The sequence below is a fragment of the Amycolatopsis sp. NPDC041971 genome (assembly GCF_055588925.1).
Genome location: NZ_JBVJCE010000006.1, coordinates 56953 through 76957, shown reverse-complemented (window position 1 = coordinate 76957; position 20005 = coordinate 56953). Strand labels below are relative to the sequence as shown.

At 68.9% G+C, this 20005-nt stretch carries 20 protein-coding genes; 10 read left to right on the top strand and 10 right to left on the bottom strand.

The annotated features are described in order from the left end of the window. Positions 1-199: 199 nt before the first annotated feature. A complete protein-coding gene (locus ACZ6DT_RS14930; protein ID WP_465594225.1) occupies positions 200-676 on the bottom strand; it encodes a MarR family winged helix-turn-helix transcriptional regulator in 477 nt (158 codons plus the stop codon). A gap of 112 nt (positions 677-788) precedes the next feature. Between ACZ6DT_RS14930 and ACZ6DT_RS14925 the strand changes: the two genes are divergently transcribed. Continuing rightward, a complete protein-coding gene (locus ACZ6DT_RS14925) occupies positions 789-1871 on the top strand; it encodes an epoxide hydrolase family protein (protein WP_465594222.1) in 1083 nt (360 codons plus the stop codon). Between the two features lie 234 nt (positions 1872-2105). Here ACZ6DT_RS14925 and ACZ6DT_RS14920 read toward each other — a convergent pair whose 3' ends face one another. Continuing rightward, on the bottom strand, positions 2106-2705 hold the full coding sequence (locus ACZ6DT_RS14920) for a TetR/AcrR family transcriptional regulator (protein ID WP_465594219.1): 600 nt from the start codon (positions 2703-2705) through the stop codon (positions 2106-2108). Between the two features lie 98 nt (positions 2706-2803). Between ACZ6DT_RS14920 and ACZ6DT_RS14915 the strand changes: the two genes are divergently transcribed. Continuing rightward, positions 2804-4294, top strand: a complete 1491-nt coding sequence (locus ACZ6DT_RS14915) for a carboxylesterase/lipase family protein (protein WP_465594216.1) — start codon at positions 2804-2806, stop codon at positions 4292-4294. A 293-nt stretch (positions 4295-4587) separates the two neighbouring features. On the opposite strand, the gene ACZ6DT_RS14910 is transcribed toward ACZ6DT_RS14915, so the two are convergent. After that, positions 4588-5295 carry a GntR family transcriptional regulator gene (locus tag ACZ6DT_RS14910; protein ID WP_465594213.1) on the bottom strand — a complete coding sequence of 236 codons (708 nt, stop codon included), beginning with the start codon at positions 5293-5295 and terminating at the stop codon, positions 4588-4590. A gap of 126 nt (positions 5296-5421) precedes the next feature. Between ACZ6DT_RS14910 and ACZ6DT_RS14905 the strand changes: the two genes are divergently transcribed. The 7 genes from ACZ6DT_RS14905 to ACZ6DT_RS14875 are packed head-to-tail and all read left to right on the top strand — an operon-like array spanning position 5422 to position 11709. Further along, positions 5422-6393, top strand: coding sequence for a phosphoglycerate dehydrogenase (locus tag ACZ6DT_RS14905; RefSeq protein WP_465594210.1), 972 nt, complete (start codon positions 5422-5424; stop codon positions 6391-6393). Continuing rightward, positions 6390-7187, top strand: a complete 798-nt coding sequence (locus ACZ6DT_RS14900; RefSeq protein ID WP_465594207.1) for a hydroxypyruvate isomerase family protein — start codon at positions 6390-6392, stop codon at positions 7185-7187. Before ACZ6DT_RS14905 ends, ACZ6DT_RS14900 begins: the two co-directional genes overlap by 4 nt. Beyond that, entirely contained in the window at positions 7184-7792 is a 609-nt protein-coding gene (locus tag ACZ6DT_RS14895) for a hypothetical protein (protein ID WP_465594204.1), read from the top strand. The genes ACZ6DT_RS14900 and ACZ6DT_RS14895 overlap by 4 nt, the downstream gene beginning before the upstream one ends. Beyond that, the gene (gene otnK / locus ACZ6DT_RS14890) at positions 7789-9024 is read left to right on the top strand and encodes a 3-oxo-tetronate kinase (RefSeq protein WP_465594201.1); all 1236 of its coding nucleotides are present in this window, start codon (positions 7789-7791) and stop codon (positions 9022-9024) included. Before ACZ6DT_RS14895 ends, otnK begins: the two co-directional genes overlap by 4 nt. Continuing rightward, complete coding sequence (gene otnC, locus ACZ6DT_RS14885; RefSeq protein WP_465594198.1) at positions 9021-9668, top strand: 3-oxo-tetronate 4-phosphate decarboxylase; 648 nt, start codon at positions 9021-9023, stop codon at positions 9666-9668. Before otnK ends, otnC begins: the two co-directional genes overlap by 4 nt. Continuing rightward, the gene (locus ACZ6DT_RS14880) at positions 9665-10363 is read left to right on the top strand and encodes a substrate-binding domain-containing protein (protein ID WP_465594195.1); all 699 of its coding nucleotides are present in this window, start codon (positions 9665-9667) and stop codon (positions 10361-10363) included. Before otnC ends, ACZ6DT_RS14880 begins: the two co-directional genes overlap by 4 nt. After that, the gene (locus ACZ6DT_RS14875; protein ID WP_465594192.1) at positions 10360-11709 is read left to right on the top strand and encodes a TRAP transporter large permease subunit; all 1350 of its coding nucleotides are present in this window, start codon (positions 10360-10362) and stop codon (positions 11707-11709) included. Before ACZ6DT_RS14880 ends, ACZ6DT_RS14875 begins: the two co-directional genes overlap by 4 nt. Here the strand turns inward: ACZ6DT_RS14875 and ACZ6DT_RS14870 are convergent. From ACZ6DT_RS14870 to ACZ6DT_RS14855, 4 genes are all read right to left on the bottom strand, one after another. Further along, positions 11640-13106: a glycosyltransferase 87 family protein gene (locus ACZ6DT_RS14870; RefSeq protein WP_465594189.1), complete on the bottom strand. Its 1467-nt coding sequence runs from the start codon at positions 13104-13106 to the stop codon at positions 11640-11642. The two genes, ACZ6DT_RS14875 and ACZ6DT_RS14870, sit on opposite strands and share 70 nt — an antisense overlap. Before the next feature lie 102 nt (positions 13107-13208). Next, positions 13209-13871, bottom strand: coding sequence for a response regulator (locus ACZ6DT_RS14865; protein ID WP_465594186.1), 663 nt, complete (start codon positions 13869-13871; stop codon positions 13209-13211). Next, complete coding sequence (locus tag ACZ6DT_RS14860; RefSeq protein WP_465594183.1) at positions 13868-15109, bottom strand: sensor histidine kinase; 1242 nt, start codon at positions 15107-15109, stop codon at positions 13868-13870. Before ACZ6DT_RS14860 ends, ACZ6DT_RS14865 begins: the two co-directional genes overlap by 4 nt. Before the next feature lie 52 nt (positions 15110-15161). Then, positions 15162-15887: a TetR family transcriptional regulator gene (locus ACZ6DT_RS14855; protein WP_465594180.1), complete on the bottom strand. Its 726-nt coding sequence runs from the start codon at positions 15885-15887 to the stop codon at positions 15162-15164. A 100-nt stretch (positions 15888-15987) separates the two neighbouring features. Here ACZ6DT_RS14855 and ACZ6DT_RS14850 point away from each other — a divergent pair, with 100 nt between their 5' ends. Beyond that, complete coding sequence (locus tag ACZ6DT_RS14850) at positions 15988-16455, top strand: glycogen operon protein GlgX (protein ID WP_465594177.1); 468 nt, start codon at positions 15988-15990, stop codon at positions 16453-16455. A gap of 212 nt (positions 16456-16667) precedes the next feature. Here ACZ6DT_RS14850 and ACZ6DT_RS14845 read toward each other — a convergent pair whose 3' ends face one another. Genes ACZ6DT_RS14845 through ACZ6DT_RS14835 form a run of 3 tightly spaced genes read right to left on the bottom strand, consistent with a single transcriptional unit; the run spans position 16668 to position 19865 of the window. Then, on the bottom strand, positions 16668-17291 hold the full coding sequence (locus ACZ6DT_RS14845) for a TetR/AcrR family transcriptional regulator (RefSeq protein WP_465594174.1): 624 nt from the start codon (positions 17289-17291) through the stop codon (positions 16668-16670). A gap of 28 nt (positions 17292-17319) precedes the next feature. Then, a complete protein-coding gene (locus ACZ6DT_RS14840) occupies positions 17320-18393 on the bottom strand; it encodes a hypothetical protein (RefSeq protein WP_465594171.1) in 1074 nt (357 codons plus the stop codon). Further along, entirely contained in the window at positions 18390-19865 is a 1476-nt protein-coding gene (locus ACZ6DT_RS14835; RefSeq protein WP_465594168.1) for an FAD-dependent oxidoreductase, read from the bottom strand. Before ACZ6DT_RS14835 ends, ACZ6DT_RS14840 begins: the two co-directional genes overlap by 4 nt. Positions 19866-20005 lie beyond the last annotated feature (140 nt).

The following is a 20005-nucleotide window of genomic DNA, read 5'->3' as shown; positions in this document are numbered from 1 at the left end:
GGAAGAGGAGGAAAAAAGAGGAAAAGAGAAAAGGGGGGGGAGGACACAAAAAAAAAGAGAGAGGAAAGAGGGGGGGGGGGGGGGGGTGGGGGGGGGGGGGGGGGGGTGGTTTTTCTCCCCCCCCCCCCCCCCCCCCCCCCCCCCCGACCCACAGGACCAGGGGTGACCCGCCCACGAACACGGCGCGTTGCCCTACACCTCAAGAGAGCCGGGCAGCCTCGCCGGTTCGCCGGTCGTGGTGATCCAACAGCTTCGACAGCAACTCGGTGAACCGCTCCCGCTCGCCGGACGACAGCGGTTCCAGCAGTTCGTCCTGGCGCTCGGCCAGCTGCTTCTCCAGCCGTCGCAGCTGCCGCTTGCCCGCGGTGGTCAGCGAGATGACGTTGCGCCGCCGGTCGGCGGGGTCCGGGGCACGCTCGACCAGTTCACGCTCGGCGAGCTCGTTGATCGTCGCGACCATCTCGCTGACGTGGATTCCGCTGCGGCGGCCCAGCGTCGCCTGACTGGCAGGCCCGAACTCTTCCAGCGTCGCCAGCACGCGGTAGTGGTAGCCCCGGGCGTCGACAGCGGAGAACCCGTCGATCACCAGGCGACGCGCGTGGTTCGCGGTCTGCGTGAGCAGCCAGCTGGGCAGGCCCTGCCATCGGGCAGGCATCTCTTCGGCCGGGTTCTCCATGTGACGAGTCTAACCAATCGTTGGGACTCCGAACGATTGCGGTATCGTTTGGAGACCAAACGTTGTGCACCTAAACGTTTAGGCGCCACATGACTCTTCAGGAGCCACGACCATGATCAAGCCCTTCCGCATCGACATTCCCCAGGCCGACCTCGACGATCTCCGCGACCGCCTCTCCCGCACCCGTTGGCCCAACGAGGTCACGGACGCCGGCTGGGACTACGGCTTCCCATTGGGGCGCCTGAAGGAACTCACCGAGTACTGGCGTACCGGCTACGACTGGCGCGCGCACGAAGCCGAGCTCAACGAGCTTCCACACTTCACCACCGAGATCGAAGGCCAGAACATCCACTTCGTCCACGTCCGGTCCGCGAAGCCGGACGCGCTCGCGCTGGTCCTCACGCACGGCTGGCCTGGTTCGTTCCTCGAGTTCCTCGGTGTGATCGAGCCACTGTCACGCGACTTCCACCTGGTCATCCCGTCCATCCCGGGCTACGGATTCTCCGGCCCGACCCACGAACGCGGCTGGGACATCCCCCGGATCGCGCGTGCCTGGGCCGAGCTGATGCACAGGCTCGGATACGAGCGCTACGGCGCACAGGGCGGCGACTTCGGCTCGGGCATCTCGACCGCACTCGGCACGGCGGCGCCCGAGAAGGTCGTCGGCGTGCACGTCAATTACCTGCCGACCCGGCCGGACGCCGGCGTCGAACTGTCCGAACAGGACGAAGCCCGGCTCGACAAGGTCCGACGACTGATGGCGAACCGCCCGCCGTACCAGGCTTTGCAGGCCGCAACCCCGCAGACCATCGGCTACGCGCTGACCGACTCGCCAGTCGGCCAGCTGGCCTGGATCGCCGAGCGCTTCGCACAGTGGACGGATCCCCGCTCGCCGGTCAGCGACGACCGGATGCTCACCGACATCTCGCTGTACTGGCTGACCGCGACCGCGGCCTCCTCCGCGCGACTGCACCACGAGGCCGTGCGCGGGACCGAGCCGTGCCCGGTCCCGCTCGGCGTTGCGGTGCTGCCGTACGACATCACGCAGTCGGTGCGACCGTTGGCCGAGCGGCTGTACGACATCAGGCACTGGTCGGAGTTCGAGCGCGGTGGGCACTTCGCCGCGATGGAAGTGCCGGACCTCCTGGCCGAGGACATCCGGACCTTCTTCTTCGACCTGCTCGCCGAGGGATGATCAAGACATCGAGCGCCCGTTCGATAGCGTGGCCTGCCGCCGCCCGGTCGTGCTGGAGCTACATGGGGTGGCAACCGAAGACGCCAGAAACGGGCCGCCAGGCGTAACCAGAGTCCGGGGGCGCTCTCGGCTCAAGGCGTCAGCTCGCTGTGTCAACGAACGGCTTGGTACCTCCACCTGCGACGCCGGACTAGAGCTGATCTCGCCCCCACCTGCCCCGTGTCCGAGGGCAGGTCACGTACTCCTGAACAGCCGGTCCAGATGCACGTCGATCGCGGCGAGCGCGTCCTGGGGCTCGATCACGTCGAGTTCGATCAGGGGGGTGAAGCCGGTGAGGGCGAGGAGCAGGTTGGTCTCGGTCGCCGGGTCGCGACCGGAGTCGATGTGCCCGTCGGCGATCGCCTGGCGGACCAACTGCTCGACGAGGGCCCGCCCCTGGACGAGGCCGCGGCGCGCCTGCTCGTGCACGGCCTCGTCGTGCAGCGCCTCCAGGACGTAGGCGGCGCTCAACCAGCTGGTCGCGCGGGCGTCGGCATGCAGGGGGAGCATTTCCGCGAGCGTCAGTCGCAGCACGTCACGGGGGTGCGGACGGTCACCGAGCTTTTCGAGCCCCTGGTGTATGCGCACCGAGGTCTGCTCGGACGCGAAATCCATGGCGAAGGAGAGCATGGCGGTCCGGGAGGCGAAGTAGTGCTGCAGCTGCCCGAGTGACATGCCCGCCTCCTGCGCCACCACGCGCATCGTCAGCTGTGTAACGCCGCGCTGCTCCACCACCCGCCACAGTGCGCGGGCGATCGCTTCGCGGCGTCCGCGGTGATCCACCTGTTTCGGCATCGCCGGTCCCTCCCTCGTGCCCGGAGAACTGTTCCAATACAGTTGACATAATACACCTGACCCATAATTCTGGGGTCAACTTGAGGGAAGGAACCGTCATGTCCGAACAGCCAAAGGTACGGACCACGGAAGGTGTGGTGCAGGGGCGCCGGCGGCAGGGGCACGCGGTGTTCCGCGGCATCCCCTATGCCCAGCCCCCGGTCGGAGCGCTCCGCTTCGCCGCGCCCGCGCCGCCGCACCGCTGGGAGGGGACGAGGCAGGCGGTCGAGTTCGGCCCCGTGGTGCCGCTGTCCCTGCCGATCGACGTGCCCCCGCAGGGCACCGACTGGCTGACGCTCAACGTCGGCACTCCGGATCCCGGCGCGGCGGGACTGCCGGTGCTGGTGTGGATCCCCGTGGGCGGCTACCTCTCGGCGGCGTCGAGCGACCCGATGTATGACCCGGCAGCGCTGGCCGAGGCGGGAGTTGTCGTGGTGACCATCAACTGCCGCGTGGGCGCGGAGGGATTCGCGTTCCTCGACGATGTGCCGCCCAACCGCGGATTTCTCGACCAGATCGCGGCGCTGGAGTGGGTGCAGCGCAACATCGCCGCCTTCGGAGGCGACCCCGGCCGGGTCACCGTGGGCGGGGTGTCCGCCGGGGCGGGCTCGGTCGCCGCCCTGCTGACGATGAAGTCCGCGCGCGGCTTGTTCCGGCGGGCCATCGCCCATTCGGTGCCGGGGCTGCACAGCACCCCCGCGCTGGCACGGCAGGTCACCGCCGCGTTCGCGGACCGGCTCGGCGCGACGGCCCCCACCGCCGAGGCCCTGCGCGACATCGACCCATGGCACCTGGCCGCCGAGCTCACCTCGTTCAACGCCGGCCTCCACGCGCACCGGGAGAGCTGGGGACGCCTCACGGAGACCGGCACCGCGCTGTGCCCCGTCGTCGACGGCGAGGTCCTCCCGGAAACGCCCTGGCCCGCGCTGACCGGCGCGCGCGAGAGCGGGACCGAACTGCTCGTCGGCCACACCCGGGACGAGTTCCGGTACTTCAGCGTCATGAGCGGACGGTACGGCACCTTCACTGAGGAGGACGCCCACGCAGCCCTGGAACTGCACGCCCCGCAGCCGGACGGCGCGCGGGCCTACCGTGCCGCGTTCCCGCAGGCAGGCCCGGAGGAGCTGGTGGAGACGGTGTACTCCGACGCCCTCTTCCGCATGCCGTCACAGAAGCTGGCCGAGGCGAACGCGGCAGCCGGCGGCACCTCGTACCTGTTCGAACTGGCCTGGGTCGCCCCGGCCCTCGGCGGCATCCTGGGCGCCTGCCACAGCCTCGACATACCCCTGGCGTTCGGCACGCTGGACAGCCCCGTCGGCACCCAGCTCATCGGCGAGGAGCCCACTCCCGAGGCCATCACGCTCTCCCGCGAACTCCAGGAGGCATGGGTCCGCTTCGTCACCACCGGCGACGCGGCCTGGCCCGCCCACCGGCCCGGCGGGCACCTCACCCGCATCCTGGACACCGAGTCGAAGACCCTGCCCTACCCCGGACAGGCATCCCGCCAGATCTGGGAAGGCCACTCCCCCGCCCCCTTCGACCTCTCGTAATTGTCCGGGTCGGCTCCTAGGCCCCATCTTCGAGAAGTAGCCCGAGGACGGTTGACCAGCAGTCACTCGGCCGCGCGGCCCGTTTCTGACGTATTCGGTGCCACCCCACTACAAGGCGGAGCTGCCGGACAAATCGCGGGTTACGTCGAAGTCTCCGACCCGGACGACGCGCACGGACGCTTCCCCTCGGGGAATGGCTCGATCTGTCCGCGTCCTAGCTGGTTTTTTCCCGAAATAACGAGTTTCTTTTGAAATCGGCCCTAGGTATAGGGCGTTATACATTTGGAGAATGGTCAGCGACCGGCCGGGAGTTCCGCCGCCTCGACCGACCTCCGGTCCTCCAGGACGCGCTGCTTGGCGTTCTCGATGTGCCGGCGCATCCGAGCGGCCGCCTCGTCCGGCTCCCCCGCCACCAGAGCGTCGTAGACGGCGCGATGCTCCTCCGCCGCCAGTCCGGGCGCTCCCCTGGCGGACCCGAGTTTCGCGAAGAACCTGAACCGCTGCACCTGTCCCCCGAGTGACCGGTACGCCTTCTCCAGGAATGGATTGTCCGCCTGGGCGGCGATGAGCAGGTGGAATCGTTCGTCGATGGTCCAGTACGCACTGAAGGCCGCGGTGTCCGGCGAGGTCGCCGCCCGCGCGAGGTCGTTGACGCTCTCCAAGACCTCTTCCAGGAACTCGGGCGTCGTACGGCGGGCGGCCTCGTAGGTGAGCGCGGGTTCGAGCACCAGACGCGCGTCCATCAGCTTCACCAGTTCGAACTCGGTCAGCAGCGGGGCGACCCGGTAGCCCTTGAGCGCCTCGCGGCGGACGAGCCCGGTGTGCTCCAGCCGCGCCAGCGCTTCCCGCAGCGGCGTCTGGCTGACGTCGAGTTCCCGTGACAGCGCGCCGATGTTGACCGGTTCGCCCGCGGACCATCGGCCGTCGGTGAACTGCCCCAGCAGCACCTCGTACATCCGGTCGGCGAGCGGCTGTCGTCCGGACCTCCGCGGGGAAGTCATAGGTCCCTCCTTAGTCGCATCACGATATCCCGCGCACCGGACCGGCTTGGCCTTACCTCCCTATAGTATTGACACAAATCCTATAGTATTTTCATCAGACCGTCTCGAACAGGAGAAACGAACCGGATGACCATGCGCGTACTCGTGACGACCTCGTATCTGAAACCCGGCGGCGAGGTCGACCAGCTGCTCTCAGACGCGGGTTTCGACACCGTCTTCACCACTCCCGCGCACCGCGAAGCCACCGGTACTCCCCTGGCCGACCTCGTTCGCGAGGCCGACGGGATCGTCGCGGGTACCGACGCCTTCCCCGCCGACGTCATCGAGGCCGCGTCCAAGCTCAAGGTGTTCGGCCGCTGCGGTGTCGGCTACGACAACATCGACCTCGACGCGGCGACCCGCCACGGCGTGGCCGTCACCTACACCCCGGGCGCGAACCGCCGATCGGTCGCCGAGCATGTCCTGGCACTCATGCTCAACTGCGCACGCCTGATCCCGCAGAACATCGCGAGCGTCCAGGCGGGTCGCTGGGAGCAGCGCAGCGGACGCGAGCTCGACGGCGCGGTGCTCGGCCTGATCGGGCTGGGTTCGATCGGCAAGACCGTGGCCCGGCTGGGGCTGGCGCTCGGAATGCGGATCGTGGCCCACGATCCCTACCCGGACCAGGATTTCCTGGCGGAGACCGGCGTCGAAGCCCGCACCTTCGACGAAGTACTGGCGGAAGCCGACTTCCTCAGTCTGCACATCTTCCTCGATGACTCCACCCGTCACCTGATCGATGCGTCCGCGCTGCGGAAGGTCAAGCCCGGGGCTTTCCTGATCAACACCGCGCGCGGCGAAGTGGTGGACGAGGAAGCCCTAGCCGACGCGCTGGAGAACGGCGCGCTGGCGGGCGCGGCCCTGGACGTGCTCACGGAGGAGCCCTTGCCACTCGACAGCAGGCTGCGCGGGCTCGGCAACGTCCTGGTCACCGCGCATATCGGCGCGGCGACGGAACAGGCCCGGGCCCGGGCCAGCCTGATGGCCGCCCAGCAGGTGATCGATGTCCTACGGGGAAACACTCCCGGCAACCTCGTCAACCCCGGATACCGCCGATGATCCTCCACAGTGGACTCCGGCTCGACGCCAATCTCAAGTGGCTGTTCACGGAACTCCCCTTCGAACAGCGCTTCGACGCGGCCGCGGCCGCCGGTTTCACCGCCGTCGAGTACGCCTCGCCGTACCCCTTCCCCGCCGCCACGCTCGTCCGGCGCCTCGCCGACGCGGGACTGAGCCAGATCCTCATCAACTCCCCCACCGGCGAACCCGGCTCTCCGGAACGGCTCGGCTCCGCATGCCTGCCCGGCCGTGCGGCCGAATTCCGCGCTGGAGTGGAACGCGGCCTCGAATACGCCGTGGCACTGAGCAGCGCCTTTTTGCACCTGCCCGCCGGGATCCGGCCCGCCGACGTCTCCCGTGACCGCGCCTTCGCCCAGTACGTCGCGAACATCGCCTGGGCGGCGGACCAGGCTCGCGGCAGCGGCGTCCGGCTCCTGCTGGAGGCACAGAACAAACAGGACGCGCCGGGTTTCGTCCTCGACGGCCAGGCACACGCGGCAGCGGTGGCGGACGCGATCGACGAACCCCACGTGGCCCTGCTCTTCGACGTCTACCACGCCTCCATCGACGAGAAGGACGTCGTCACGGCCCTGCGGGAATTCCTGCCCCGGGCCGCCCACCTGCAGATCGCCGACTCACCCGGCCGGGGCGAACCCGGTACCGGCGGCATTCCCTGGGCCGAAGTCTTCGACACCCTCAAGGCCGAGGGCTACGACGGCTGGATCGGCTGCGAGTACAAGCCCGCCACCGGCACCGAAGCAGGCCTGAGCTGGATCGAGGAGCGAATCCGATGAGCCCACGCATCGCGTTGATCAGCGCCACACCGGCCGCGATCCCGCCCGCGGTGAACGCACTGGCGACCGGATTCCCGCAGGCCCAGCCGTGGAACATCCTCGACGACCGGCTGCTGGCCGACGTCGGAGAAGACGGCCGCACGTCCGCTTTGGACGACCGGATGCGCCGCCTCATCGACTACGCGGTCACCGGCGGCGCCGACGGCGTACTGCTCACGTGCTCGCTCTACGGCGAGGTCACGAAGCAGGTCGACGCGCCGGTCCCGCTCCTGGCGCCTGACGAAGCCGCCTTCGACGACGTACTTTCCAGCGGCCACCGCAGGATCCTCGTGGTCGCCTCGCTGGTCTCGGCGCTGAGCGATTCGACAGCACGTTTTGAGCAGGCGGCTCGCGACAAGGGAATCGCCGTCGAGGTCGGCGGGGTTTTCACGCCGGACAAGCTCGTCGAAACCTGCCGGGCGCGAGCCGACGGCTGGGATCTCGTCCTGCTCGCCCAATACTCCCTCGCCCCCGCCGCGGAAGAGCTGTCAGCCGCACTCGGCGTGCCGGTCGTGTCCGGACCCCGCAGCGCCGCGGCGAGACTGAAGGCGGTGATCGGGGAATGACCGGCACGATCGGCGCGATCGCCGACGACTTCACCGGCGCGACCGACGTCGCCGCCGCCTTCCGCCGAGGCGGGCTGCGCACCCTGCTGTTCTTCGGCGTACCACCCGAAGACGAGGTGACACCACCGCACGACGCGATCGTGATCGCCCTCAAGAGCCGCGCGATCCTGGCCGAGGAAGCGGTCTCGACGTCCTTGAAAGCGTTGCGATGGCTGCGAAACCGGCAGGCGGAGCAGATCTACTTCAAGTACTGCTCCACCTTCGATTCGACGCCGCGCGGCAACATCGGCCCGGTCCTCGACGCGTTGTCGCAGGCGTCGCCGCCTGGCGGTGTCGTGATGACCCCGAGTTCACCGGCGCACGGGCGCACGCAGTACCAAGGCCATCTCTTCGTCGGCGACACCCTGCTGGCGGAATCGCCCATGCGCGACCATCCCGCGACCCCGATGACGGACTCGCATCTGCCCCGGCTGCTGCGAGCACAGACCGACACCCCGGTCGCCCTGATCACGCACGACGTCGTCCGGCGCGGGGAAACCGCCGTACGCGAAGCGGTCGAGGGCGAGCGAGGTTACGTGCTCGTCGACGCGCTCACCGAAGACGACCTGCGACTGCTGGGCCAGGTCGCGATGAACTCGCCCCTCGTCGCGGGCGCGGCGGGTCTCGCGGCCGGACTCGCCGCCGCACGGGCCTCCGCCGCCCCGCCGGTCACCGAGCCGCATGCACCGACCGGCCCGGCAGCCGTCCTGTCCGGAAGCTGCTCGGCACGAACGCTGGAGCAGATCGCTGTCATGAGAAGCCTCGGCCGCCCCGCGCACCGGCTCGACCCGGTGGCGACACCGGATCCGGACGCCCTCGCGGCCGCAGCACTCGCCTGGTACGACGCCCTGACCGAGCCTGGCCCGCTCGTCTACTCGTCGTCGAGCCCGGTGGATCTGAAGCGCACACAAGAAGAACTCGGCGTGGCCAGATCGGCCGAAATCCTCGAGAAGGCGACCGGGCTCATCGCCGTCGGGCTCGTCGAACGCGGTGTGCGCCGGCTCGTGGCAGCCGGTGGAGAGACCTCCGGCGCGATCGTCACCGCACTCGACGTCCACGGCGGCGTGATCGGGATGGAAGCCGCACCCGGGGTGCCGTGGATCCACCCCGTGGGTGACGACCGGCCCGCACTGTTGCTCAAGTCGGGCAACTTCGGCGATCCGGACCTCCTCGCGATGGCGTCCGGCTCATGAGCACCGACCGGCTCCACCGCGAACGCGTCATCGCCGCGGCGCGATCCCTCTACGACCGAGGTCTCACCCACGGCCGCACAGGCAACATCTCCGTGCGCTACGGCGAGCAGATCCTCGTCACGCCCACTGGGGCCTGCCTCGGCACGGTGCGACCGGGTGATCTGTCGGTCGTCGACGCCGACGGAAACCACCTCGCCGGACCGCCGCCGTCGAAGGAAGCCTTCTTCCACGCGACCGTGCTCCGGCAGCGTCCTTCCGACACCGCGGTCGTACACACCCACTCGACGTGTTCCGCCGCCGTCTCGTGCCTGGACGGGCTCGACCCGGACGACGCCATCCCGCCGCTGACCGCCTACTTCGCGATGCGGGTCGGGCGCCTCCCCCTGCTGCCCTACCACCCGCCGGGCGACCCCGGCGTCGCCGAGCCGATCGCTCGCGCCGCCGTCGACCATCCGGCGCTGCTGCTCGCCAACCACGGCCCGGTCGTCGCCGGGACAAGCCTCGACACCGCCTTGGACACGCTCGAAGAACTCGAGCACACCGCGGAAATCTTCCTGCTCCTGCGAGGCCGTCCGACCCGGCCGCTGACCGACCGTCAGCGCGACGCCCTCCACTCCCCACCCGCCCGAAGGGACACCCCATGATCAGCCTCTTCACCGCGCTGTCCGTCAAGAAAGCGCTCGAAGACGTGCTGCTGCACGCGTTCGCGAAGAAGCACGGCGTCGACGTCGACGTCACGTACGACCCCACCACCATCCTGGTCGAGAAGATCAGGGAAGGCGCCAAACCCGACGTCGTCATCGTCGTCTCCGGTGCCTTCTCCGAACTCGAGGCGCTCGGCGCGGTCACCTCCGAATCCCGCGTCGTACTGGCGAAAAGCGGGATCGGCATCGCCACCGCGCCGGAACTCGACGATCCCGACATCGGCACGGTGAACGCCCTTCGCGCGGCCCTCACCTCCGCACGATCCGTCGCGTACTCCCGCAGCGGCGCGAGTGGCATCTACTTCGCGCGGCTACTCGAAGACCTGGGTATCGCGGACGAGGTGAACGCGCGTGCCACCATCGTGGAGAAGGGATTCACCGCGCTCGCCGTCACCGATGGTCGCGCCGATCTCGCGGTCCAGCAGCTCAGCGAGTTGAAGTTCGTCCCGCAGGCCCGCATCGTCGGCCCGCTTCCGGAGGGGGCCCAGCACTACAGCGAACTCTCGGCCGCTTTCGGCCGCACGGCCCCGTCCGAAGCCGCGGACCTGCTCCGATTCCTCGCGAGCCCCGAGGCGATGACCGCCTACCGCGACGCCGGCCTCGTTACCGATGACACATCCCGGATCCGCGCGTGAACGCGATCCTGGCGCTGGTCGCGTTCATCGCCGCCATCGTCGTGTGGAACGCGATCTTCAAACGCAATATCGGCGAAGCGATGGTCGTCGGTTTCCTGGTCACCGCCGCCTTCGCGGGCACGGACTTCTTCGCCGTCGCCTGGGAAAGCCTGATCGACGGCCTCAAGTCCGAGATCACCTTCGCCGCACTGGCGTTCGTTTTCGTCAGCGAACTGCTCACCAGGACCGGACTGGTGCAGCGGATGGTCGACATCCTCAGTTCGTTCCTCGGCCGCCGCCGAGGTGGCTCGGCCTACGCGGCGACTGTCGCTTCCGGACTGTTCGGCGCGGTCGCCCACAACGGTGCCGCGATCGTCGCCACGGTCGGGTCGATCACCATCCCCTGGATGAAACGGTCCAAGGCCAGCGGCGAGACCGCCGCACTGGTCCTGTCCGGAAACGCCGGGGTGGGGGCCACATTTCCGTTCAGCGGCGCGTTCTTCATCCTCCTCGCCGCCCCGACCGTGCTGCCGGTGCTCGGCGCGGGCGACATCGTCGCGACGATCTTCGTCACCGGCGCCTGGATGGTCGGGATGCGGCTGATCATGGCCTACGTCATCGTGAAACGCCGTGGCGTGCAAGCGATGGAACCGCAGGACATCCATCCGCTGGGTGCGTCGTTCAAGGCAGGCTGGCCGTCGCTGGTGGTCCTCGGCTCGATCGCCGTCCCGATCCTGCTCACCGCCCCGCCGACCGCGGACTTCGTCTCGGCCCGCATCGGCATCGACGCCCCGGACGCGATCCCGCTGCTCATCTGGCTGCCGATCGTCATGCTGCTGGTCGGCCTGCTCGTCGAGCGGAAACTGCTGCCGAAGGGGCGGGCGCAATGGTGGGATCTCTTCGGGGCGGTCGGCCCCAAGCTCGGCCTGGTCGGTGTCACGATGATCTCGGCGTTCGCCGCGTCGAACGTGCTGAAGACACTCGGCCTCGACGACCAGCTCAAGCCCTACCTGGAAGGGCTCACCGGGGTCTCCCCACTGGTGGCCGCCATCGTGGTCGGCGTCGTCATCGTGGTCGTCGCCGGGCCGCTCAACACGACGTCCACGGTCGCCGCGGTGGGCCCGGTGGCGTTCGCCGCGCTGACCGCCGCGGGCATCCCTCCGCACGTCGCCTTCGCCGCGATCCTCGTGTGGGCCTCTTCGGAAGGATGCTCACCGCCGGGAGCCGCACCGCTTTACGTCGCGGCGGGCATCGCCGAGATCAACCCGGTCCGGATCTTCGTGCCGGTCGTCCTCTACTACCTGTTGCCCACCCTGCTGTTCGGCGTCCTCATGGCCGTCGGCCTGCTGTGGCTCCCTGGAGCGTGATCACCGTGTATCGGATTCTGCTTGCCGCGACCCGCGTCTGCCTCTTCGCGTTCCTCGTCGGCGGCTTCGTGGTCGTCGCCGGGCAAACGCTCGGCGTCGTCGTCGGTTCCGGCCCGATCGTGACGGCCTTCGGCACCGATGTCGCCGACAGCGTCTGCGTCGTCGCCGGGATCGCGGGCATCTTCGCGTTTCTTCTTTTCTACACGCGCGAAGGCCGAGAGAACGCTCCGGACGCAGAAGGATGACGCACGCAACCTCGGCGTATATAGCGTTATACGACGAAGTAGGCAGGTGAGTGCCGTGACGAGAAGGGCGATCAGGTAGGCGTTGCCGATCAAGGTCTCCGCCAGGTTCCAGTCGCGCTCCACTCCCCCGCCACCCGGGACCACGGCGACCGTCCACCCGGTGAACAGGAGGGCGACCACCAGCGTCATCCCCCGACGTCCCCGTGCGGCGAGGAAGCCGATCGCGGGCACCACCCACACCCAGTGGTGGGTCCACGAGATCGGGCTGATCAGCAGGGAGCATCCTGCCGTGGCCAGCAGTGCGGCTCGGTCGTCACCCGCTCGATGGAAGCGGTGCACGAGCCACATCGACGCCGCCGCGAACACCACGCCGGACACCACGATCACCGCCGTGGCCGTCCGTCCTTCCGGGACGGTCCGCGCGACGAATCCCTGCCACGACTGGTTTCCCACCCAGCCCTTCATCTCGGCGAAATGGTCGTTGAAGATCGCCGAGGTCCAGAAGCGAATCGAATCGACCGGCAGGACGACCAGCGCGAACGCCGTCGCGCCGAGAAAGGCCGCCAGCGCGCGTGCCGCGTCAGCGGTACGCCGCACGACCAGGAGGTGGACGATGAAGATCAGCGGGATCAGTTTGACGGCCGCGACGATCCCGATCGTGATCCCGCGCCAGCGCGAATCACGCAGGAGGACCATGTCCGTCACCACGGCGGCCATCAGAACGAGGTTGATCTGGCCGAGACCGACGGTCTGCCACACCGGCTGGAGCGCGAACGCGCCGAGCAGCAGAAACGGCAGGTGAGCCCGATACGCGAACGGCCGGAGCGCGAAGTAGAGCGACGGCGCGGCCGCCAGTGCGAGCAGACCCCAGCACAGCTGCGTGGGCAACGCGGTCAGCGAGGTGAACAGCAACGCGGCGAACGGCGGATAGGTGAACGGCAGCTCCGGCACCCATTCGGGTAGCGCCCGCAATGGTGAATAGAGACTTTCCCCTTCCACCACGGCGAACCCGCCTGCCCGGTACACCGCCGAATCGATGCCGAGCGGCAAATCCCAGATCCACCAGCCGAGCGCCACCAAGGCGAATACGGTCATCGCTCCGCCGACGACGATCAGCGCCGGGTCGACGCGTCGCCCTCTTGACCAATCCATGGGGAAACGATCTCCGGAACCCCGCCGCGAAACATCGCCCCCGGGAACCGTCTTGGCGCCGCTACCCCGGTACCCGCTTTCACGTGTACCCCTACCCCGGTATCAGGGCGTGGCTCCCGGAACGACGAGCCCCGCCTCGTACGCGACCATGACCGCTTGCGCGCGATCACGTACCCCGAGCTTGGCGAAAACCCTGCTGACATGGGATTTCGCCGTCTGTTCCGCGATCACCAGCGCTTCGGCGATCTCCGTGTTGGAGAGGCCGCGGGCGATCAGCCGGAGCACTTCGGTCTCACGCGCGGTCAGCTCGGTCACGAGGGAGTGACCCGAGTGCGCCGAAGCATGGGTGCGGGTGAACTCACCGATCAATCGCCTGGTGATCGTCGGCGCGAACAACGCGTTGCCGGCGGACACCACCCTGACCGCGGTGACCAGGTCCTCCAGCGGGGAGTCCTTCAGCAGGAAGCCGCTGGCGCCCGCCCGCAGCCCACCGAACACGTATTCGTCGATGTCGAAGGTGGTGAGGATCAGCACGCGGACCGCTTGCCGCCCCGCCACGATCCGCCGGGTCGCCTCGATCCCGTCGAGTTCGGGCATGCGCACGTCCATCAGCACGACGTCCGGTTCGAGTTCGGCGCACAGTGCGACGGCGGTGGTCCCGTCCGCGGCCTCCCCCACCACCCGCATGTCGGGCTGCGCGTCGAGCACGGCGCGGAAACTCTGCCTGACCATGGTCTGGTCGTCGGCGATGACCACCGAGATCACGGTTGCGGATGCCCCTCACGATCGAGTGGAACGGTCAGCGCGACGCGGAAACCGCCGTCCGGCCGCTCCACTGCCTCAAGATCAGCCGCGAGCATAGCCGCCCGCTCCCGCATGCCGACCAGACCGTGTCCGCTGCCGGCCTGTTCCGTCCTTTTCGGACCGTCACCGGGCCCGTTCTCGATGAGCAGCCGGACGGAGCCCGGCCCGGCGGTGAGTTCGACGGAGATCGACGCCCCGGGAGCGTGCTGGATCGCGTTGCTGAGTGCTTCCTGCACGATCCGGAACACCGACAACGCGACCCCGACCGGGACGGCGTCGAGATCACCCCGCAGGTGGAGTTCGCACGCGGTGCCGGCGGCCTTCACCCCTTCCACGAGTTCGACCACCTTGCCGAGCCCCGGCTGCGGCGAAGTCGGCAGAGCGTGGTCTTCGGACCGAAGCACGCCGAGCAGCCTGCGCAGCTCGGTCAGGCCTTCACGGGCGGTTCCGGCGAGGTCGGCGAACTCCTGCCAGATCTCGGCCTCGCGGTCGGCCTTGGCCGGATCGGCGAACCGGAACCGCGCCGAGTCCGCGCGTACCGCGAGGACGGACATATGGTGCGCGACCACGTCATGCAGCTCCCGCGCGATCCCGGCACGTTCTTCCAGCAGGGCCGCCCGAGTCTCCTCGGCGAGCCTGCGTTCCTGTTGCGCCGCGCGTTCTTCTTCGGCGAGCCTGCGCTGCCGGACCGTGTTGCCGAGGAAGAACGCGATCCCGCCCAGCAGCACGAGCAGCGCCGCGTCCCGCCAATCACCCAGGAAGGGCGTGGCGGCACCGAACGAGATGAGCCCCGCCCAGGTCAGTTCCGCCTGATCGTTGCTCTCCCCCACCAGGTAGAAGACGAGCGCCGCCGTGAGCGCGAGGCCCGGGGCCCACGGCCAGCCCCACGAGGCGGCGATGCCGGGCAAGGTCAGCGGGGTGCTCACGATGCCGACGATCAGCGTGCGCCACCCCCACAGCGGCGAACGCACCGCGAGCAGGCAGGGCAGCACGGTGATGAGCACGTTGAACGCCTTCGCTGGAGGCGATACCGAGATGGTCGAAAACGTGATGAAACCCGCCCAAAGTCCGCATCCGACGATCGCCAGTCCGCGCAGCCAGCGCAACCCCGCCGAGCGCTTCGGCGGGGCGTCGGTTCCGGCGAATGCCGTGTAGCGCAGGGCATCCCACCACGCCCGCAGGCGCTGTCGGGTGAGCATCAGGCGTCACCCTACCTTCGGATCGAATCCTGGCACTGAGTGCCAGACCGGGCTACGAATCGTTCAAGGCGGCGTTCACCTTGGCGATGACGGCGTGCAGCGGTGTCGCCGTGGTCAGCACGGCCACCACCGTGGTTTCGGCCTCGGCGTCCTGGACCTTGAACGCGTCGATGACCAGCGCGAAGGCCTCCGCCGCGCTGGCCGCGATGTCGTCCTGCCCGCCACTGCGCAGCCAGCGCCGGAGCACATGGTTGTTGGCGGCCGCGATCGCCGCCGCGGCCACGGCCGCCCGCAGGCTCGCCGTCTCGTCGCCCTGTTCCGTGAACCGCGCCCGCAGGTAGCGGGCGAGCACCCGCTGGTAGCGGTCGACGGTCGCGACCTCCTTGTCCCGCAACGAAGGCACCGTCCGCGTCAGGGTGAACCGTTTGAGCGACACGTCGAGTTCCGCGGCGTAGGAGTCGAGGACCAGGCCGACGGCGGCGCAGGCCACCTCCACCGGGTCACGGCCGGGATCCGCGGCGGCGAAGGTCTCCTCCATCTCGGCCACGATCTCGTCGTGATTGGCGAAGAGCACGTCGTCCTTGGCGTCGAAGTACCGGAAGAACGTCCGGCGGCCCACCCCCGCGGCGGCCGCGATCTCGTCCACCGTGGTGGCCTCGTAGCCCTTGGCCACGAACAGGTCCACGGCCGCGGCGGCGAGCGCGCGGCGCAGCCGGCGACGGCCCGCGGGGGTCGCCCCGGCCCTGGTCACCGGCGCTCGGCGCGGCGAATCGGTCATAGCCGGACGGTAGCAGCCACTTGCTAGTGGCACTGAGTGCCGTTAGGCTGACAATGATCCCTGGGCCACGTGTCCCCCTACCGTCCGGAAGGCGCCGACGATGTCGCTGGACCAGCAAGTGCTTCCGATCGAGTCCCGCTCGTCAGTGGATTCGATCCGCCCGCGGGGCGACGCCTTCTACAGCCGGCTCTTCGGCTGGTCGTTGAAGTGGCGTGGTACGCAGCCGTTCCTGGTGCTGGAGAACGGGATCTGCGCGGTGACCCTGCCCAAGATCAACGGCGCCCAGGTCCTCGCCCGGCTCGCCGAAACCGGCTGTGGGGGCCCCGCCATGGCGGTGCTGACCCAGCAGGGCCCGCGTGTGGCCATCCTCGCCGAGTCCGACGGGCTGATCCCGCCTCGGATCTTCCTGCCACCGCACGTCGAGGTGCTCGCCTGGGGTGCGCTGCTCCCCCTGCCCGCCGACTCCGGCCGCGCCGAAGCCCACTCGGAATGGCTCTCGGCACCGGATCCCCGGCAGCGCTGGCTTCCGAGCCTGGACGCCGTCCTCGCGGGCGTCCGGCCGAGGTAACGCCCGCGGTTCATGCCGCCACCGAGGACTGGGCCGAGACGAGCAAGGCCTCGATTCCCGACCGCTGCCACCCGCGGACGCTGTCCGACGTCGCCGGGCTATTGCCGGTGAGTATTCGCGGGGGAAGGCACAGGTGGCAGGTTGCGAAGCCACTTTCGCACCTTCACCGTCGCGTAAGCCACTTTCGCGACGCCTGACGTCCCGAAAGTGGCCTACGCGACACCATCGCCCCACGGCCGCGCGGTCAGTGCGGGGCCGATCCACCGGCGAACGAGAGTGCGCAGTTGCTCGTCGGTGTGGGCCGGCGTGGAGGGGTACTGCAGGAACGAGAGGAACATCCGCATCAGCACTTCGGCGAGCCCCTCGAAGTCATCGTCGGTCTCGACACCCACCGTGGCCCAGTCGACGGGCACGTTCCGGAGGATCCGCGCGCCGAGCGAGAAGGACTGCGAAGAAGTGACCGCGACGGTGAAGACGTCGGCCTCTCCCGCTTTCAAGAGCAGCCCCAGGTACGGCTCGTCGGGCACCGCGCGGACGCCGAACACCACGGATTCCACGGCGACCTCGGCGGCGCTGCCGAACGAGGCCAGATGCCGTTCCATCCGCCCGGCGAACTCCTCGACCCGGTCCAGCGCGACCGCGCTGAGGATGTCGGCGAGGCTCGGGAAGTAGCGGTAGACGGTCTGCCGGGTCACGCCCGCTTCGGCGGCGACGTCGGAGAGGCTGGTCTTGGCGAGACCGACGCGGTCGATGCAGGCCGTCGCCGCGTCGACGATCCGGCGGCGAGCCTCGCGCTCGGTTCCGGGCGGGTTGCCCCGCCATCCGTGGTGCCCCATGCGGCCCATCTTCCCCGAACGGAGGATTTCAGACGGTGGCAGGTGCCCCGCGGCGCACGCGGTACAGCGCGGCCAGCAGCAGACCGGCGGCCACGAAGCAGGCCAGTGTGTACAAGCCGTTCCCGACCGGGGTGCCGTCTTCGGTGACTCCGTTCTCCGCGGACAGGTAACCCGGCAAGGCGCCGAGCCAGAACACGGCCATCCCGCCCAGGTAGACGGCGGGATAGAACCGGGTGAAGGCGGCCAAGGGTCCGCCGTGACCTCGGTACCGGGCGAAGATCCAGATGCCCGCGAGCCACAGCAGCGCCAGCTCCACGCCGAGCACCCAAGCCTGCGCGGTCACGTTCCCGCTGAAGACGCTGGACGGGATCCCGGCGATCGCCATGCTCGGCGGCGTGAGGACACCGGCCACGACGATGCGCGCCACGAGCGGCCACCCACGTCGGGAACCGCCAGCCAGCCACACCACCAGATAGGTCATGGCGCCCATCGAAACGGAGGCGAAGAGCAGCATGCTGTTCATCGGCACCGAATCCAGCGCGGGGTGATTGACGATCCGGTTGTTCCCGTTCCATGCCCACCACGTCAGTTGCGGGCCGAGGTGATCGAAGACCTCGTAGAACACCTGACAGGCGAAGGCGACAGCCACCGATCCGATCAGCGCGCCTCGGGCGCGGAAGATCCCGAGCGAGCGGACGAGTTCGTAGGCGAGCTGGCTGATCATCGGGTAGAACGCGACGATGTACAGCGGCAGCCGATCCCACATGAACTGAACGGTGAACCGGTTGTGGGCGAAGATGAATCCGTACTGCCGCTCGATCCCGAACCATTCCGGGAAGTACAGCGGCGGTTCGATGACGAAGAGGTAGACCAGCGAAGCGCACCACAGCGCCAGGTTGGTCGAATCACCCTGACGGTGGCGGCGGACGGCGTGCACCAGTGCGAATACGGCTCCGCCGAGGACGAGCAGTTCCAGCAGCGGCATCGTCCAGTGCGCCGCCGCCCACGGTGGGCGGATCGACAGCCAGGGGGAAACGTCGTGGCAGTCGAAGCCGAGTCCGCGGGTGACGGCTTCCGCGTCCGGCCCGCATACGGCGTTCATCGGGAGACGGCGGGTTCGGTGGCGCCGCCCGGCGAGTAGTCCGTGGCCGGTGGTTCGGCCCGGGCGTCGAAGTCGAAGGGAACCCGATGCCGCCCGAGCGCGGCTTGGATCCGGTGGCGCACGAGCCCCGCGAGCACGCGCGGGTTCGTCATCATGTCCTTCAAGGACTCGTCGAGGTTGAAGACCTTCGCGAAGTGCTCGTCGACCACGTCGTCCTCGCGAGCGGCGCCGACGATGAGCCTGAACGCCGGGCCGGACACCGCCGAGAGCAGACGACGCTTCCACTCACCCGCTTTTTCGGTGCCGACCGCGCAGGCGTACCCCTGGTCCCTCGCCATCGCCAGGCTCCACGGCACGTCGAGCAGCTTTCGTTGTGCAGCAAGGAAGGCTACGGAGAACCGCGCATCGAGACGTTCGGCGCGCGCGAGGTGCTCGCGCAGCAGCAGCGCCGAACCGGCGGCGGAGCTGATGCCTTGGGCGTAGAACGGGTTGAAAGCGCAGATCGAGTCGCCGACGAACGCGAGGCGTTCCGGCGGGGGGCGGAGCCGGTCGTAACGCCGCCACTTGTTGCCGGTCGACCGGGTCAGGTGCACCTCGGACGTCGGGGTGGACCGCTCCATCGCGGCCGCGAACAACGGCGCCCTCACCCGGCGGGCCGACTCGACGAACGCCTCGGTGGTGCGCGGCATCTCGAGCCCCCACGAGCCCATGCACGCGATGACCCGGTTGTCCTCGATCGGGAAGAAGTTCACCAGGAACTCGTGCTCGGCCGGATGCGCGCCCTTGTCGGGGGTCGGCATGATCACCAGATGCCGCCACCACCAGGACGGCGGCCGGTCCTCGGGTGAAGGCAGGTCGTACCAGCGCGAGGTGTAGGTGACCTTGGCGTCGAGGGTCCGCACTTCGGGTTCGGGCCAGCCCGCCGTCACCAGCCAGGCGCTGACGGAGGAACCGCGGCCCATCGCGTCCACCACGAAGTCGGCGTCGACTTGCTCCTCGCCGCCGCGCGTGGAGAACCCGACCCCGGTGACGGCGCCCGCCTGGGTGGTCAATCCGTTGACGGCGACGTCTTCGCGGATCACGACGTTCGACAGGGCCCGGACCTTGTCGCGCAGCACGCGTTCGATGAGGATCCGCGAGCCGTAGATCATCGTCATCGCACTGCGTTTCCGCGCCGACCAGCCCTTCCCGTCGAGATAGGCGGCGTCCATGGACGGCATCAGATGCAGTCCCCCGGCGGCGATGAGGTCTTCCTCGAATCCGGGGAACAGCGCGCCGATCGCACGACGGCCGGAGTTCAGCAGGAAATGCGGATGCTTGCTCTGCGGTACTCCGCGCCGGTGCTCGGCCTCGGCCGGAAGCTCGTCGCGTTCGAGCACCAGCACCTCGTCGAAGTACGGGGCGAGCGCGCCCGCGGCGCAGAGGCCGGCGGCGCTGCCACCGAGGACGACGGCGGTCTTGCCGAGTCGCATACGGACCAGCTCCCAGCATCATACAAATTGACAATTCGTGTATGAACGTATGAACGACGCTGAGAGCTGTCAAGGGTGTCGAGCAGGCTCGTTCGATTGCGCCTACCTGTATCCCACGGCCTCCGAAGAGTGGGACGTCA